This window comes from Methylobacterium litchii (assembly GCF_038442315.1).
Classification (GTDB): domain Bacteria; phylum Pseudomonadota; class Alphaproteobacteria; order Rhizobiales; family Beijerinckiaceae; genus Methylobacterium; species Methylobacterium litchii.
Map to the genome: position 1 here is coordinate 1 of NZ_JBBXMY010000013.1, position 13,921 is coordinate 13,921.

Annotated in this window: 14 protein-coding genes; 9 read left to right on the forward strand and 5 right to left on the reverse strand. The window is 69.1% G+C overall.

Annotation, left to right across the window (positions count from 1 at the left end; genetic code table 11):
- The first annotated feature begins 27 nt into the window (after positions 1-27).
- Together AAHF99_RS20240 and guaA are read left to right on the forward strand one after the other, a co-directional pair.
- Positions 28-408 (forward strand): hypothetical protein, encoded by a 381-nt coding sequence (locus AAHF99_RS20240; RefSeq protein ID WP_459558955.1) that lies wholly within the window; start codon positions 28-30, stop codon positions 406-408.
- Positions 409-475: 67 nt separating this feature from the next.
- The gene (gene guaA, locus AAHF99_RS20245) at positions 476-2,032 is read left to right on the forward strand and encodes a glutamine-hydrolyzing GMP synthase (RefSeq protein WP_342166272.1); all 1,557 of its coding nucleotides are present in this window, start codon (positions 476-478) and stop codon (positions 2,030-2,032) included.
- A gap of 12 nt (positions 2,033-2,044) precedes the next feature.
- Here guaA and AAHF99_RS20250 read toward each other — a convergent pair whose 3' ends face one another.
- From AAHF99_RS20250 to tsaA, 4 genes are all read right to left on the reverse strand, one after another.
- The gene (locus AAHF99_RS20250) at positions 2,045-2,473 is read right to left on the reverse strand and encodes a PIN domain-containing protein (RefSeq protein WP_342166273.1); all 429 of its coding nucleotides are present in this window, start codon (positions 2,471-2,473) and stop codon (positions 2,045-2,047) included.
- Positions 2,473-2,772, reverse strand: a complete 300-nt coding sequence (locus AAHF99_RS20255; protein WP_342166385.1) for a hypothetical protein — start codon at positions 2,770-2,772, stop codon at positions 2,473-2,475. Before AAHF99_RS20255 ends, AAHF99_RS20250 begins: the two co-directional genes overlap by 1 nt.
- Before the next feature lie 65 nt (positions 2,773-2,837).
- Positions 2,838-3,530, reverse strand: coding sequence for an SGNH/GDSL hydrolase family protein (locus tag AAHF99_RS20260; protein WP_342166274.1), 693 nt, complete (start codon positions 3,528-3,530; stop codon positions 2,838-2,840).
- A complete protein-coding gene (gene tsaA / locus AAHF99_RS20265; RefSeq protein ID WP_342166275.1) occupies positions 3,527-4,024 on the reverse strand; it encodes a tRNA (N6-threonylcarbamoyladenosine(37)-N6)-methyltransferase TrmO in 498 nt (165 codons plus the stop codon). The genes AAHF99_RS20260 and tsaA overlap by 4 nt, the downstream gene beginning before the upstream one ends.
- 105 nt (positions 4,025-4,129) lie before the next feature.
- Here tsaA and AAHF99_RS20270 point away from each other — a divergent pair, with 105 nt between their 5' ends.
- Positions 4,130-5,623 (forward strand): AMP nucleosidase, encoded by a 1,494-nt coding sequence (locus tag AAHF99_RS20270; protein WP_342166277.1) that lies wholly within the window; start codon positions 4,130-4,132, stop codon positions 5,621-5,623.
- Position 5,624: 1 nt separating this feature from the next.
- Here the strand turns inward: AAHF99_RS20270 and AAHF99_RS20275 are convergent, their stop codons facing one another.
- Positions 5,625-7,745 (reverse strand): TonB-dependent receptor, encoded by a 2,121-nt coding sequence (locus AAHF99_RS20275; RefSeq protein ID WP_342166278.1) that lies wholly within the window; start codon positions 7,743-7,745, stop codon positions 5,625-5,627.
- 408 nt (positions 7,746-8,153) lie between these two features.
- Here AAHF99_RS20275 and AAHF99_RS20280 point away from each other — a divergent pair, with 408 nt between their 5' ends.
- From AAHF99_RS20280 to AAHF99_RS20305, 6 genes are all read left to right on the forward strand, one after another.
- Positions 8,154-9,404 (forward strand): SLC13 family permease, encoded by a 1,251-nt coding sequence (locus AAHF99_RS20280; protein WP_342166386.1) that lies wholly within the window; start codon positions 8,154-8,156, stop codon positions 9,402-9,404.
- Positions 9,405-9,534: 130 nt separating this feature from the next.
- Positions 9,535-9,936 (forward strand): succinate dehydrogenase, cytochrome b556 subunit, encoded by a 402-nt coding sequence (gene sdhC / locus AAHF99_RS20285; RefSeq protein ID WP_243958137.1) that lies wholly within the window; start codon positions 9,535-9,537, stop codon positions 9,934-9,936.
- An 11-nt stretch (positions 9,937-9,947) separates the two neighbouring features.
- Positions 9,948-10,370 (forward strand): succinate dehydrogenase, hydrophobic membrane anchor protein, encoded by a 423-nt coding sequence (gene sdhD, locus AAHF99_RS20290; protein ID WP_342166279.1) that lies wholly within the window; start codon positions 9,948-9,950, stop codon positions 10,368-10,370.
- A 23-nt stretch (positions 10,371-10,393) separates the two neighbouring features.
- Complete coding sequence (sdhA, locus tag AAHF99_RS20295) at positions 10,394-12,208, forward strand: succinate dehydrogenase flavoprotein subunit (RefSeq protein ID WP_342166280.1); 1,815 nt, start codon at positions 10,394-10,396, stop codon at positions 12,206-12,208.
- An 84-nt stretch (positions 12,209-12,292) separates the two neighbouring features.
- Complete coding sequence (locus tag AAHF99_RS20300) at positions 12,293-13,117, forward strand: succinate dehydrogenase iron-sulfur subunit (protein ID WP_243958143.1); 825 nt, start codon at positions 12,293-12,295, stop codon at positions 13,115-13,117.
- 188 nt (positions 13,118-13,305) lie between these two features.
- On the forward strand, positions 13,306-13,902 hold the full coding sequence (locus AAHF99_RS20305) for an AprI/Inh family metalloprotease inhibitor (protein WP_342166283.1): 597 nt from the start codon (positions 13,306-13,308) through the stop codon (positions 13,900-13,902).
- The last annotated feature ends 19 nt before the right edge of the window (positions 13,903-13,921 follow it).

Below are 13,921 nucleotides of genomic sequence, written 5' to 3' on the forward strand. Positions count from 1 at the left end.
TACAACTTTGGCCGCCGCCTCAAGATCCTGCGTGGCCTCACGCCCTACGAGGCTATCTGCAAAGCATGGTCCGCCGAGCCCGAACGCTTCAGGTCAAACCCGCTCCACCAAATGCCGGGACCAAACACCTACCTCTACGGTAAGAGCCACATGCACCAGCTCGGCCTGAAGGTGGCCCGCGCCTGCGATCGCGAGGATCTGATGCGCGTGGCCGGGGAGATCGGCGCCGTGATCCACGGGCAGGCTCATCTCAAGCCGGCCAAGCCCTCCGTCGACGCGGCGGCGGCGCTCACCAAGCACAAGCCCCTGCCGGGCCAGAAGAAGGTGAGCCTCGCGGGGGCGGCCAAGGGGGCGCCGAAGCCGGTGATCAGCCTCGGCGGTTCGGCCAAGATCCGCAACTTCGACTGACCGCCTTCCCCAGACCGAACGGGCACGCGCGTTGCGTGCCCGCCGCGCCTCGTTCACAAAGCGCCCGATGAATACCGACCACGACAAGATCCTGATCGTCGATTTCGGCTCTCAGGTGACGCAGCTCATCGCCCGACGGGTGCGGGAGGAGGGCGTCTATTGCGAGATCGTGCCCTTCACCAAGGCCGAGGCCGCCTTCCGCGAGCAGAAGCCGAAGGGCGTGATCCTCTCCGGCGGTCCCGAATCGGTGACGGTCGAGGCCAGCCCCCGCGCGCCGCAACTGGTGTTCGATTCGGGCGTGCCGGTCTTCGGCATCTGCTACGGGCAGCAGACGATGGCGGCCCAGCTCGGCGGCGCCGTCGAGGGTGGCCACCACGCGGAATTCGGCCGGGCCGAGATCGAGGTGCTGGCCGCGTGCCCGCTGTTCAACGGCGTGTGGCACAAGGGCGAGAAGTACCCGGTCTGGATGAGCCACGGCGACCGGGTGACGAAGCTGCCCGACGGCTTCACCACCGTGGCTATCTCGAAGAACGCCCCCTTCGCGGCGGTGGCCGACGAGGCACGGAACTACTACGCGGTGCAGTTCCACCCGGAGGTGGCGCACACGCCCCACGGCGCCCTGCTGATCCGCAACTTCGTGCGCGACATCGCCGGCTGCTCCGGCGACTGGACGATGGGCGCCTACCGCGAGGAGGCCATCGCCAAGATCCGCGAGCAGGTCGGCGCCGAGAAGGTGATCTGCGGCCTGTCGGGCGGCGTCGATTCGGCCGTCGCGGCGGTGCTGATCCACGAGGCCATCGGCGACCAGCTCACCTGCGTGTTCGTGGACCACGGGCTGCTGCGCCTCGGCGAGGCCGAGCAGGTCGTGGCCCTGTTCCGCGACCACTACAACATCCCCCTCGTCCACGTGGAGGCGAGCGGCATGTTCCTCTCGGCGCTGGAGGGGGTCTCGGACCCGGAGGTCAAGCGCAAGACCATCGGCCGCCTGTTCATCGACGTGTTCGAGGCGGAATCGAAGAAGATCGGCGGGGCGAAGTTCCTGGCGCAGGGCACGCTCTACCCGGACGTGATCGAGAGCGTGTCCTTCACGGGCGGCCCCTCGGTGACGATCAAGAGCCACCACAATGTCGGCGGCCTGCCCGAGCGCATGGACATGAAGCTCGTGGAGCCCCTGCGCGAGCTGTTCAAGGACGAGGTGCGGGTGCTGGGCAAGGAGCTCGGCCTGCCGGAGGCCTTCGTCGGCCGCCATCCGTTCCCCGGCCCCGGCCTCGCGATCCGCTGCCCCGGCACGATCACGGGGGAGAAGCTGGACGCCCTGCGCAAGGCCGATGCGATCTACCTCGACGAGATCCGCCAAGCGGGCCTCTACGACACGATCTGGCAGGCCTTCGCGGTGATCCTGCCGGTGAAGACGGTGGGCGTGATGGGCGACGGCCGCACCTACGACCACGTCTGCGCGCTCCGCGCGGTGACGTCGGTGGACGGCATGACGGCCGATTTCTACCCCTTCGACATGGCCTTCCTCGGTCGCGTGGCAACGCGGATCATCAACGAGGTGAAGGGCATCAACCGCGTGACCTACGACATCACCTCGAAGCCCCCCGGCACCATCGAGTGGGAGTGAGTAAGGGCCAGCTCAGCTGGTCGGCTTCATCGGATTGAAGATCGCGACGCCGTCGAAATCCCTCTCGTTCTCCGTGACGACCACGCAGCCATTCGCCTGAGCGACGGCGGCGATGATGGTATCGAGGACACTGCGGGGGCGCCCGCGCGCCTTTCCCTCGGCCATCAGTTCGGCCCAGACGAGGGCTGCCTTTTCATCGAAGGGCAGTACTCGACCCGCGAACAGCGCCTGTGGCCCTTCCGGCCCGGCAAACCACATCGCGAGGTCGTTGCGCCGCTTGCCGGCCGGAAGGTCGAGAATACCCCGGCGAATTTCCGCCAGGGTCAGCGTCGCAATGGCCAGATCCTGATCGGCCTGCCGCCCCATCCACTCCAGCAACGCGTCCGATGGGCGGGGCTTGATGGCGTTGCTAACGATGTTCGTGTCGAGCAGGAAGCGCATCAGAGTTCGATGACACGCCCATCCTCGCGGGGACGCTCGAGATCGAGGTTGGCCCCGACCAGAGGCGACCGGCGCAACGCGGCAAGGATGCCTCCTGTGCGAGGGGGCTCGCCGGCCATCGCACGGCCGACGGAGGCGCGCAGTTCCGTGGCCTCAGGCGTGTCCTTCGCCAGCGTGCGGGCGATGGACCGGATCAGGTCACGATCAGCCTCGCGGCCGAGCACCTCGAAGCGCGCCAAGCCGCGCTCGCCGAGACGAGACCGATAAGTTTGCGTAGCGCGTTGGCGAGCCTTGCTGATGGGTGCCTCCCGTATCACCGGGAATATAACCGCAGTCGATTCCGGTCACAATGTGGAGCGCAGCGTCACCCCCCGCACAAAGCCGGCGCCAGGGCCTGGATCGCCGGCCTGAACTTGGCCAGATGCAGCCCGTCGCGCAGGGCGCCGGGCTTGGCGTAGCCGGTCGCGCCATCGCGGAGATCCGCGAACGGGTCGGTGAAGGTGCAGCCCAGCCGGCCGCACAGGGCCTTCAGCCTGTCCGAATAATCGCCCACCGCTCCCGCATCCACGAAGGCGGCGATCTCGCGCCCCACCGGGGGGAGGGCGGTGACGACCACGCGATCCGTCACCCCCTGCAGCCCGCGCACGATCCGCTCGGCCGAGGCCTCGAAGCGAGAGGCCGCATCGACGCCGCGCGGGCGGTTCTTCAGGAGGAGGTCGTTGGTGCCGATAGTCAGCGAGGCCGCTGTCGGCCGCACCGGGAAGCGCAAGGTCGCGAGGTAATCGGCATAGGCCGAGGAGGTCGCCCCGCTCACCCCGCCATTGACCAGAGCGCGGCCGCAGGGCCGCTGGTCGCCGGGTTGCAGCTCCGTCTGCGAATCGCCCGCGAGGAAATCGTACGCCGCCGGCGCCTCGTCCAGGGCGACCTGCACGGCGACGAGGCGCATCCCCGCATAGGCCCGCGCGTCGGCGGGGGCTTTTCGCGAGGACCAGCCGGCGATGGCGCCCGCCGCGAAGATCAGCAGCGCGGCGATGGCCGGTGCGAGGAAACGCTTCATCGGCCGGCGCCCGCGCGGTCCACCTGCGCCTCGGGCCGGGCGTCGGTGGAAGCGTAATAGGGTTTGATGTCGAGGAGCGCCGTGCCGTCGAGGCAATCGAGGCCGCGCACACGTAAGCTGTCGCCCTCACGACCCAGGAGTTCCACCACCGACAGGGCGATGGGGTTCGGCCGGGCGGGGGAGCGCAGCGAGAAGGTGCCGCGCGGCCCGTCCGCATGGCGCGGCTGCTGCACGAGGAGTCCCCGCGTCGCCCGGTCCATCCAGTAGAGCAGGATCAGGTGCGTGCAGCCGGTGACGTGGCTCAACCCCGCCGCGTAGGCCGGATCCACTTCGACGGTGCAGATTTCCTGCGTCTGCAACCCGTTCTTCGGGCAGTCGGCGCGCTCCGTCCACGGCGTGCGCAGGCGGCCGATGAAGTGCAGACCGGCGTCGAAGGACGCCGGCAGGTCGGCCATCACCTCGCCGGGGCGCACCCCGAAAGCGTCATCATCCATCGCCCGTCCCCTTACCGCGCGCGGTGTCGGGCAAGGGACGGCGCGGCGCAAGGGCCGTCTCGCGCGAGCCGCCCGCGCGGTGTAAGGCCGAAGGCCGGAGGACACATGATCGAACGCGAATTGCGGCCGATGCAGGCCGTCCCGGATGCCGCTTCGGCGGTGGCGCAACTCGTCACCCTGTACGAAGGCGCGACATCCGCCCTGTGGGAGGCCCTGGAACGCTACCTCGGCGGCGGCGCCCCGCCCGATGCCTCGGAGCGGCTGGCCTTCCGCTATCCCGAACTGCGCGTGACCTACCAGCCGAACGGGCCGCTGCCGCGCCTGCGCCGGGCGACGGCCAAGCTCCAGGCGGGTGGCACCTATTCCACGACGATCACCCACCCGGCCTTCTTCCGCGATTACCTGCTGCGGCAGTTGGAACCGTTGGTGGCGGATTACGGCGTTTCCCTCGAAGTGGGTGTGAGCGCGCAGGAAATCCCGTACCCCTACGTGCTCGAAGCGGGGCTCGACCCCAGCGCGCGGCAGGTCGAGGCGGCCGAACTCGCCACCTACTTCCCCGTGCCGCTCCTCTCCGTGGTGGGCGACGAGATCGCGGACGGCACCTTCGACATGGTCGAGGGCGAGCCGAGGCCGCTCGCCCTGTTCGACGGGGTGCGGGTCGATTACTCGCTGCGCCGCCTCGTCCACTACACGGGCTGCGATTGGCGCGAGGTCCAGCCCTGGATCCTGCTCACCAACTACCACCGCTACGTCGATCAGTTCGTGCGGCACGGGCTCGAACGGCTGGCCTCCGGCGAGGAGGGGTTCGAGCGGCTGGTCCTGCCCGGCGGCATCGTGGTGAATCGCGGCGAGGCCGAGGGCGCCGATCCGGCGGCCCTGCTCGCCGCCTCGCCCTGGCACCGCCACCAGATGCCAGCCTACCACCTCGTCGCCCGCGCCCCCGATGGATCGATGCAGGGCACGACCCTGGTGAATATCGGCGTCGGCCCCTCCAACGCGAAGACGATCACCGACCATCTCGCGGTGCTGCGGCCGGATTGCTGGCTGATGGTCGGCCATTGCGGCGGCCTGCGCCAATCGCAGACCATCGGCGATTACGTGCTGGCCCACGCCTATTTCCGGCGGGACCGCATCCTCGACGAACTCGTGCCGCCGGACGTGCCGGTGCCGGCGCTCGCCGAAGTGCAACTCGCCCTGCAATCGGCCGCCGCCCAGGTGACGGGGGAGCACGACGACGCCCTGAAGCAGCGCCTGCGCACCGGCACCGTCGTCACCTACGATGACCGCAACTGGGAGTTGCGTTTCACCCAGGAGCGGAAGCGCATCAACCAGTCGCGGGCCATCGCGGTGGACATGGAGAGCGGCACGGTGGCGGCGCAGGGCTACCGCCTGCGGGTGCCCTATGGGGCGCTGCTCTGCGTGTCCGACAAGCCGCTGCACGGGGAGATCAAGCTGCCGGGTGCTGCGAACGCCTTCTACGACCGGGCGGTCTCGGAGCACCTGAAGGTGGGCCTCGCCGCCCTCGACGGGCTCCGCGCCGACCGGGCGGGGCTGCATTCGCGCAAGCTCAGGAGCTTCGACGAGCCGCCGTTCCGGTAGCCTACAGATCGACCGCCATCGACAGGAGGTAGGTGCGCGGCGCCGCCTGGAAGAACGTCCCGTACGAGGCGACGCCCGTCCAGTATTTCGCGCCGGCCACGTTGACGATTGTGGCGCGGAACACCGTGCGGCGCCCGCCGATCAGGGTCGCATACCGGGCGCCGGCATCCACCCGTGTCCAATCCGGCACCGCCTGCCGGTTGGCGGCGTCGAGATATTGGCGGCCGGTATGCACCACCGCTCCGTCGAGGGTGAGACCCGGCACGAAGGGGATGTCCCATTCCCCGCCGAGGTTCAACTGGAGGCCGGGCACGCCAATGGGCGTATGGCCGACATTCGCGGCGGTGACAGTGCGGGTGAGGGTGCCGTCGAGGAGCGTCACCCCGCCGAGCGCCCGGATGCCCGGCGCGACCTCGCCGTAGACGCCGAATTCCAGCCCCTCGATCCGCTGCTCGCCGGTCTGTGCGTAGATGCGGCCGGTGCCGAGTTCGCCGTTCGGCTTGTCGATGCGGAACGCGGCGAGGGTGGTGGAGACGGCGCCCCAATCGACCTTCACGCCCACTTCGACCTGATGCGCGACGTAGGGCGCCAGCACCGCGCCAGAATTGGCGGCGGTGGCGGGGGCCACGTCACCCCGGCTCAGTCCCTCGATGTAGTTGCCGTAGACCGAGACGGCGTCCGACGGCCGCACCACGAGGCCGACCAGGGGGGTCGTGGCGCTCCTGTCGTAGGTCGTGAGCAGCGTGCCGGCATTCACCGCGTAGTTGTGCGCCACGACGCCCTGGCGGCGCACGCCCCACGTCAGCAGCACATGCTCGTCCAGCACGGACATCGTATCGGCGACGGATACGCCCGTCAGCGTGCTGTCGGAAAGGCGCGGGCGAGCCTGGCTCACCGCCACGCCGATGGGCGGGACGAGGACGGGGGCATAGATGTTCGAGCGGTAGCTGCGCCCGGCCGGCGAGAGGTAGCGGCCGATCTCCTCGTGGTAGCTGGACGCCTGGACCGCGAAGGCATGGCGGATGAACCCGGTCTCGAAGGTGGCGCGCAGGCCGCCATCGGCGGTGAGGCGGTCGCTGTCGAGACCGTAGAATTGCGGGACCGTCACCGTATCGCCCCGCAGGTTGGTGATGGTCGGCGCGGAGGCGAAGATGCGCGAAACCTCCGTCTGCGATCCGCCGACATCGGCGAACAGGGTGATCCTGTCGGTCAGGTCGTATTCGGCGCGCAGGAGGCCGCCGCGATCATCGACGGTCGAGGTTTCCCAGGGCTGGGTCACATTGCGGCGTCCGTCCGGGGCTCTCGGCACGCGGACACCGGCCGGCAGCAGGAACGGCCGAAGCGGCGCCTGGAAACGGTCGGTCTGCGCGAGCAGGTAGAGCCACGCCCGGAATCGCTCGCCCTGGTAGTCCAGCGCCAGCGCCCCGACGCCGCTCGTCTCCGATTGCCGGTCGACCGGCGTGTCGCCGCCATGGGCGCTGCCGACGAAACGCACACCCCATTCGCGGTTCGTGCCACCCCGCCGCGCCACATCGAGCTGCCCGCCGCCATGGACGCGGGAGCCGTAATCGAGGGTCAGGCGGGTCAGGTCTTCACCCGCGCGCTTGGGCACCACGTTGACGGTGCCGCCGACGCCACCGTTCGGTGCGATGCCGGACAGGGCCGCGGAGGGACCTTTCAGCACCTCGATCCGCTCGGCATAGTCGGCGAAGACGCGGAAGCTCGGGGCAATGCCGTAAAGTCCGTCGAAGGCGGTCTCGCCGCTGAGTCCCTCGCTGGCGGGCAAGCCGCGAATGTAGAGCGAATCGAACGGCGCCCCGGTCGTTTGCGTGGCGCGGACCGAGGGGTCGAGGGCCAACGCCTCCGACACCGTCGAGGCCTGCCGGTCGCGCACGAACGTGTCGGTGTAGCTGGAGACGCTGAACGGCGACTTGGCCGTCTCGGTATTGCCGAGGAGCCCGAGCCGGCCGCCCCGCGCCACCTGTCCGCCGGCATAGGCCGGCACGACGCCCCGTGGCCCTGCCACGCCCTCGACGGTGAGGGTGTCGAGCATCACCTCGGCGGCCGGCGGCGGCGTGTCCCGCGCCCTGGCTGGTGATGTCGTGGCAGAGACGACGATCATGCAGAACAGAATCGAGCGTCGGTGCTCGCGGTGAAGTATTGAAACCATCGAAGTCGCGGTCTCGGCGCTGCCCACGCGCTGGGTCGGTTGGCGCGGCGTAATGACGCAGATTCGACGCGCGTATTCAACATGAAACAAGCGCGAACGACGATTTATCTTTTAGAACATTTACAATTAAATGGCCTTAAAACTTTTGGTTGTGCGCACGATAGACTTGTTTTTATTTGAATCAATCGATGATTGTGAAATTGCCTCACCCTTCGCTTCGCACGAAGGCTGGATGCACGGACGACGCATTGCGATCGGTTGGGAACCGGGCAGGATCGCGGCCAATCGGGATTGGGGAGGACGGCTGCTTTGACCGGACAGGGTGCGTTGCTCGGCACGGCCCTCCTGCTCGTCCTGTGCATGGGCCTCTGGGCGACGGCGCTGCTGCCGGAGATCGTCACCGCCTTGGCCTTCTTCGGGCTGGCGATGCTGTTCAAGCTCGCCCCGGCCGAGACGATCTTCTCCGGCTTCGCCTCGCAGGCCTTCTGGCTCGTCCTGTCGGGGATGATCGTCGGGCAGGGCATGACCCGCACCGGCCTCGGCGCGCGGATGGCGCGGGTGCTCGCCCAGCGCCTGTCGGGCTCCTACACGCTGTTCATTGCCGGGCTCGTGGGGCTGAGCTTCCTGCTCGCCCTGGTGATGCCCTCGAATCTCGGCCGCATCGCCCTGATGATCCCCGTTACCCTGGCGCTCTGCGACGCCTTCGGTCTCGCGGCCGGGCGGCCGGGGCGGGACGGCGCCGTGCTCGCGGTGGGCGTGGCGACCCCGGTCCTCTCGGCGGCGATCCTGCCCGCCAACGTGCCGAACCTCGTGATGGCGGGCTCGGCCGAGCGGCTGCTCGGCGTGCACTTCTCCTACCTGTCGTATTTCCTGCTGCACGCCCCCGTGCTGGCCTTCGTGAAGGGCGTGATGCTGGTGGGGCTCGTCGTCCGCCTGTTCCCCGACCGGGTCTCGGCGGCGACGCGGGACATGCCCGCCCTGCCGCCGCTGTCGGGGCCGGAGCGCCGGCTCGCGGCGATCCTCGTCGGCACCCTCGCCCTCTGGATGACGGACAGCCTCCACGGCCTGCCGCCCGCCTGGGTCGGGCTGATGGCGGCGGTTTTGTGCCTCCTGCCGAAGGTCGGCGTGATGTCGGCGGATGCGTTCGGGCAGGTGAGCCTGCGGACCTGCTTCTACATCGCCGCCCTGCTTGGCCTCGTCGCCCTGGTGAACGCCACCGGCCTGGGGGAGCGGCTGGGCCATGCGCTCCTCGCGGTGGCGCCGCTCGAGCCCGGTGCCACGGCGCAGAACTTCGCGGTGCTCACGGGAATCAGCACGGCGATCACCCTGCTCGTCACCGCCAACGGGGCGCCTGCGCTCTACACCGCCCTGGCGCCGGAAATGGCCCAGGCGAGCGGCCTGCCGGCGCTCGCCGTCGTCTCGATCCAGGTGATCGGCTACTCGACCCTGTTCTTCCCCTATCAGGCGCCGCCCATCGTCTTCGCCAGCGAACTCGGGCGGGTGCCGCTCGCGCGGGCGGCCCGCCTCACCGTGCCCTTCGGCCTCGTCTCGCTCTTCGTGGCCGCGCCCCTCGATTACGGATGGTGGCGGCTCCTCGGATGGCTGAAATGACAGATTAGTCGATGTGTCAGTGGGTTGGGTGCATTGCGCCGCACCATGCCGCCTTGCGGCTTTCCCGCCCAGACACTACCGCTTCCACCTTAGAGACGGTCCAGTTCGAAACCGCGAGGTTCCCCCGCCGATGGCCCCAACAGCCCGCCCGACAGTGGCCCAGCCGCTCTCGCCGCACCTCCAGATCTACCGCTGGACGTGGACCATGGCGATGTCGGTGTTCCACCGCATCACCGGCACCGCGCTCTACGGCGGCACCGCGCTGGTCGCCATCTGGCTCGTGGCCCTGGCCTCCGGCCCGGCGGCCTATGGGTGGGTCGCGGGCTTCTTCGGGTCGATCTTCGGCAAGCTGATCCTGTTCGTCTACACCTGGATCCTGCTGCACCACATGCTCGGCGGCATCCGCCACTTCGTGTGGGACGCCGGCATCGGCTTCGACAAGACGCAGCGCCTCAGCCTCGCCCGGATGACGCTCATCGGCTCGACCGCGCTGACCGTCGTGGTCTGGGTCGTCGGCCTCCTGGCCCGCTGAGAGGGACTGACATGGCCAAGGAATCCATCCGCCAGAACACCGCCGTCTCGATCCGCACGCCCCGCGCGCGGGTACGGGGGCTAGGCGTCTCGCATCACGGCGCCGGGCATTGGTGGCTGCAGCGGCTCACCGCCGTCGCGAACGTATTCCTCATGCTGGCCTTCGTGGTCATCATCGCCCGCATGGCCGGGCGGCCCTACCCTGAGGCGATCCGCCTCGTGGGCAGCCCCTTCGTGTCGCTGGTCCTGATCCTGGCGGTGCTGTCGGTGACGATCCACATGAGTCTCGGCATGCAGGTGGTCATCGAGGATTACGTCCACGCCCCCGCGACCAAGATCGCGGCCATCTTCGCCAACAACTTCTACGCGGTCGTCGTGGCCGTGGCCTGCCTCTACGCGATCCTGCGCGTCGGCTTCGGCCAGCCGCCCGTCTGATCCCGCAACCTTCGGAGCCGACCATGGCCGTGAACGGAACGAACGGCGGCAAGCCCGCCTACACCATCCATGATCACGCGTTCGACGTGGTGATCGTCGGCGCCGGCGGCGCGGGCCTTCGCGCGACGGTGGGCTGCTCGGAAGCCGGCCTGCGCACGGCCTGCATCACCAAGGTGTTCCCCACCCGCTCGCACACCGTGGCGGCACAGGGCGGCATTTCGGCCTCGCTCGGCAACATGGGGCCGGACGATTGGCGCTGGCACATGTACGACACCGTGAAGGGGTCGGACTGGCTCGGCGATCAGGACGCCATCGAATACCTCGTGCGCAACGCCCCGGCGGCGGTGTACGAGCTGGAGCATTGGGGCGTGCCCTTCTCCCGCACGGAAGAGGGCAAGATCTACCAGCGTCCGTTCGGCGGCATGACCACCGATTACGGCAAGGGCACCGCCCAGCGCACCTGCGCGGCGGCCGACCGCACCGGCCACGCCATGCTGCACACCCTCTACGGGCAGGCGGTGAAGAACCAGACGGACTTCTTCATCGAGTACTTCGCCCTCGACCTCATCATGGACGAGGAAGGCCGCTGCCGGGGCGTCATCGCCCTCGATCAGGCGACCGGCGAGATCCACCGCTTCCGCGCGCAGCAGACCATCCTGGCGACGGGCGGCTACGGCCGGGCCTACTTCTCGGCGACCTCCGCCCACACCTGCACCGGTGACGGCAACGCCATGGTGCTCCGCGCCGGCCTGCCCCTGCAGGACATGGAGTTCGTGCAGTTCCACCCAACCGGCATCTACGGCGCCGGCTGCCTCATCACCGAGGGCTCGCGCGGCGAGGGTGGCTACCTCACCAACTCCGAGGGTGAGCGCTTCATGGAGCGCTACGCCCCGTCGGCGAAGGACCTCGCCTCCCGCGACGTCGTCTCGCGCTCCATGACCATGGAGATCCGCGACGGCCGCGGCGTCGGCAAGAACAAGGACCACATCTACCTGCACCTCGACCACCTCGACCCGAAGATCCTCCACGAGCGCCTGCCGGGCATCTCGGAGAGCGCGAAGATCTTCGCGGGCGTCGACGTGACCAAGGAGCCGATCCCGGTCATCCCGACCGTTCACTACAACATGGGCGGCATCCCCACGAACTATCACGGCGAGGTGCTGACCCTGAAGGACGGCAACCCCGACACGGTGGTGCCGGGCCTGATGGCCATCGGCGAAGCGGCCTGCGTCTCGGTGCACGGGGCGAACCGCCTCGGCTCCAACTCGCTCATCGATCTCGTGGTGTTCGGCCGGGCGGCCGGCAAGCGCTGCGCCGAGATCGTCGAGCCGAACGGCCGGGCGATGGAATTGCCGAAGGGCGCCACGGACAAGGCCTTGGAGCGCCTCGACCGCTTCCGCTACGCCAACGGCAGCACCGCCACGGCGGAACTGCGCGCCGAGATGCAGAAGACCATGCAGAACAACTGCGCCGTCTTCCGCACGGGCGAGGTTCTGGAAGAGGGCCGCGGCCTGATCCACAAGGTCCACGACGCCGCCTCGGACGTGAAGATCACCGACCGCTCGCTGGTCTGGAACACCGACCTCCTGGAGACCCTGGAGTTCGACAACCTGATCGGACAGGCGGTGGTGACGATGGAATCCGCCGCCAACCGCAAGGAATCGCGCGGCGCCCACGCCCGCGAGGACTTCCCGGACCGCGACGACAAGGACTGGATGAAGCACACCCTGGCCTGGATCGGCGACACGGGTGGGGTCACCATCGATTATCGTCCGGTGCACACCTACACGATGTCGAACGAGATCCAGTACATCGAGCCGAAGGCGCGCGTGTACTGAGGCTTTTCCTCGGCTGAACCATCAGGCGGCGGGTCGCTCCGCGATCCGCCGCATCGACCTGCCCTCGCGGAATCGATACTCCCCATGGCCCAGTTCAACCTGCCCAAGAACTCGCAGATCACGCAGGGCAAGTCCTGGCCGGCGCCGGCCGGTGCGAAGAACCTGCAGACCTTCCGGATCTACCGCTGGAACCCGGATGACGGGCAGAACCCGCGCGTCGACACCTATCTGGTCGACCGGGAGGATTGCGGGCCGATGGTGCTCGACGCCCTGCTGTGGATTAAGAACAAGGTCGACTCGACCCTGGTCTTCCGCCGCTCCTGCCGCGAGGGCATCTGCGGTTCCTGCGCCATGAACATCGAGGGGCAGAACGCGCTCGCCTGCACGATGGGCATCGACGAGTGCAAGAGCCCCGACAACGCCCTGCCGATCCTGACCCGCAAGGACAAGGACGGCGCCATCCGCATCTATCCGCTGCCGCACATGCCGGTGCTGAAGGATCTGGTGCCGGATCTCACGAACTTCTACGCGCAGCACGCGGCCATCGAGCCCTGGCTCCAGACCGACACGCCCTCTCCCGAGAAGGAGTGGCGCCAGACGCCGGAGGACCGCGCCCGCCTCGACGGCCTCTACGAGTGCATCCTCTGCGCCTGCTGCTCGACCTCGTGCCCCAGCTACTGGTGGAACGGCGAGAAGTTCTTAGGGCCGGCAGCCCTGCTTCAGGCCTATCGCTGGCTGATCGATTCCCGCGACGAGAACACGGGCGCGCGCCTCGACAACCTGCACGATCCGTTCCGGCTGTACCGCTGCCACACGATCATGAACTGCGCCAACACCTGCCCGAAGAGCCTGAACCCGGCGAAGGCCATCGCCGAGATCAAGAAGATGATGGTCGAGCGCGAGGTCTGATCGCCCGCGCCGACCCCCCCGGCGCCCCTGCGGCGCCGGGGCAACACCGGGGCGAAAAGCCCGTAATTCGCCCCCCGACGCCCGAACGAGCCGGACCCCGCCTTGTGGCGAGCGCATTTCCCGCCGAGGCAGGCACGGGGCGCATGTCGGCGCCCGTCCGAGCCACCAGCCCGAGCCAAGTGGGACCGATGCCGCGCCCGAGCCCCTCGTTGATCGCCGTCCTTTGCCTCAGCGCCGGCCTCGGCGCCTGCGCGTCGGACCGTTTCGAGGGACCGAAGACCCGCGCCCCCGGACCCCGTGCCGAGTTCGAGGCGCCCGTGGCGGCGATCCCCTCCGGCACCGTCACCGCCGCTCCCCTCGCGCCCCCGCCGGGCGCCTCGGCGAGCCCGGATGCCCCGCCCCCGCCCCCGCCCCCCGGTCCCGTCGCCGGCCTGAACCCGAGCGCACCTGCCGTCGTCGCGGAGCCGGTGACGCCGCCCCCGCCGCCGCCGCCGGTCACGACCACCGGCCGCGCCGCCGTGGTGGGCGGGTGGGATGCCCGTGACGCCACGGGCGCCAGCTGCCGCGTGACCCTGTCGAGCACGCCCTCCCTCGACCTCTACAAGGCCTCGACCTCCGGCTGTTCGAACAAGGAACTCGGCCGGGTCTCGGCCTGGGATTACCGCGACGGCGAGGTCTACCTCTACCAGCCGGGCGGCAGCGTCGCGGCGCGCCTGCGCCAGGGCGGTGCGGGGCTCGACGGCGCGCTCACCAAGTCCGGCGCGTCCCTCGCCCTCAACCGCTAGTCGGCTGCCGTGGAGTCGC

Bases quoted from the DNA above. Each gene is read 5' to 3' on its own strand.
- guaA (WP_342166272.1), top strand. From the start codon at position 476: ATGAATACCGACCACGACAAGATCCTGATCGTCGATTTCGGCTCTCAG.
- AAHF99_RS20250 (WP_342166273.1), bottom strand. From the start codon at position 2,473: ATGCGCTTCCTGCTCGACACGAACATCGTTAGCAACGCCATCAAGCCC.
- AAHF99_RS20260 (WP_342166274.1), bottom strand. From the start codon at position 3,530: ATGAAGCGTTTCCTCGCACCGGCCATCGCCGCGCTGCTGATCTTCGCG.
- tsaA (WP_342166275.1), bottom strand. From the start codon at position 4,024: ATGGATGATGACGCTTTCGGGGTGCGCCCCGGCGAGGTGATGGCCGAC.
- AAHF99_RS20270 (WP_342166277.1), top strand. From the start codon at position 4,130: ATGATCGAACGCGAATTGCGGCCGATGCAGGCCGTCCCGGATGCCGCT.
- AAHF99_RS20275 (WP_342166278.1), bottom strand. From the start codon at position 7,745: ATGATCGTCGTCTCTGCCACGACATCACCAGCCAGGGCGCGGGACACG.
- AAHF99_RS20280 (WP_342166386.1), top strand. From the start codon at position 8,154: ATGGGCCTCTGGGCGACGGCGCTGCTGCCGGAGATCGTCACCGCCTTG.
- sdhC (WP_243958137.1), top strand. From the start codon at position 9,535: ATGGCCCCAACAGCCCGCCCGACAGTGGCCCAGCCGCTCTCGCCGCAC.
- sdhD (WP_342166279.1), top strand. From the start codon at position 9,948: ATGGCCAAGGAATCCATCCGCCAGAACACCGCCGTCTCGATCCGCACG.
- sdhA (WP_342166280.1), top strand. From the start codon at position 10,394: ATGGCCGTGAACGGAACGAACGGCGGCAAGCCCGCCTACACCATCCAT.
- AAHF99_RS20300 (WP_243958143.1), top strand. From the start codon at position 12,293: ATGGCCCAGTTCAACCTGCCCAAGAACTCGCAGATCACGCAGGGCAAG.
- AAHF99_RS20305 (WP_342166283.1), top strand. From the start codon at position 13,306: ATGCCGCGCCCGAGCCCCTCGTTGATCGCCGTCCTTTGCCTCAGCGCC.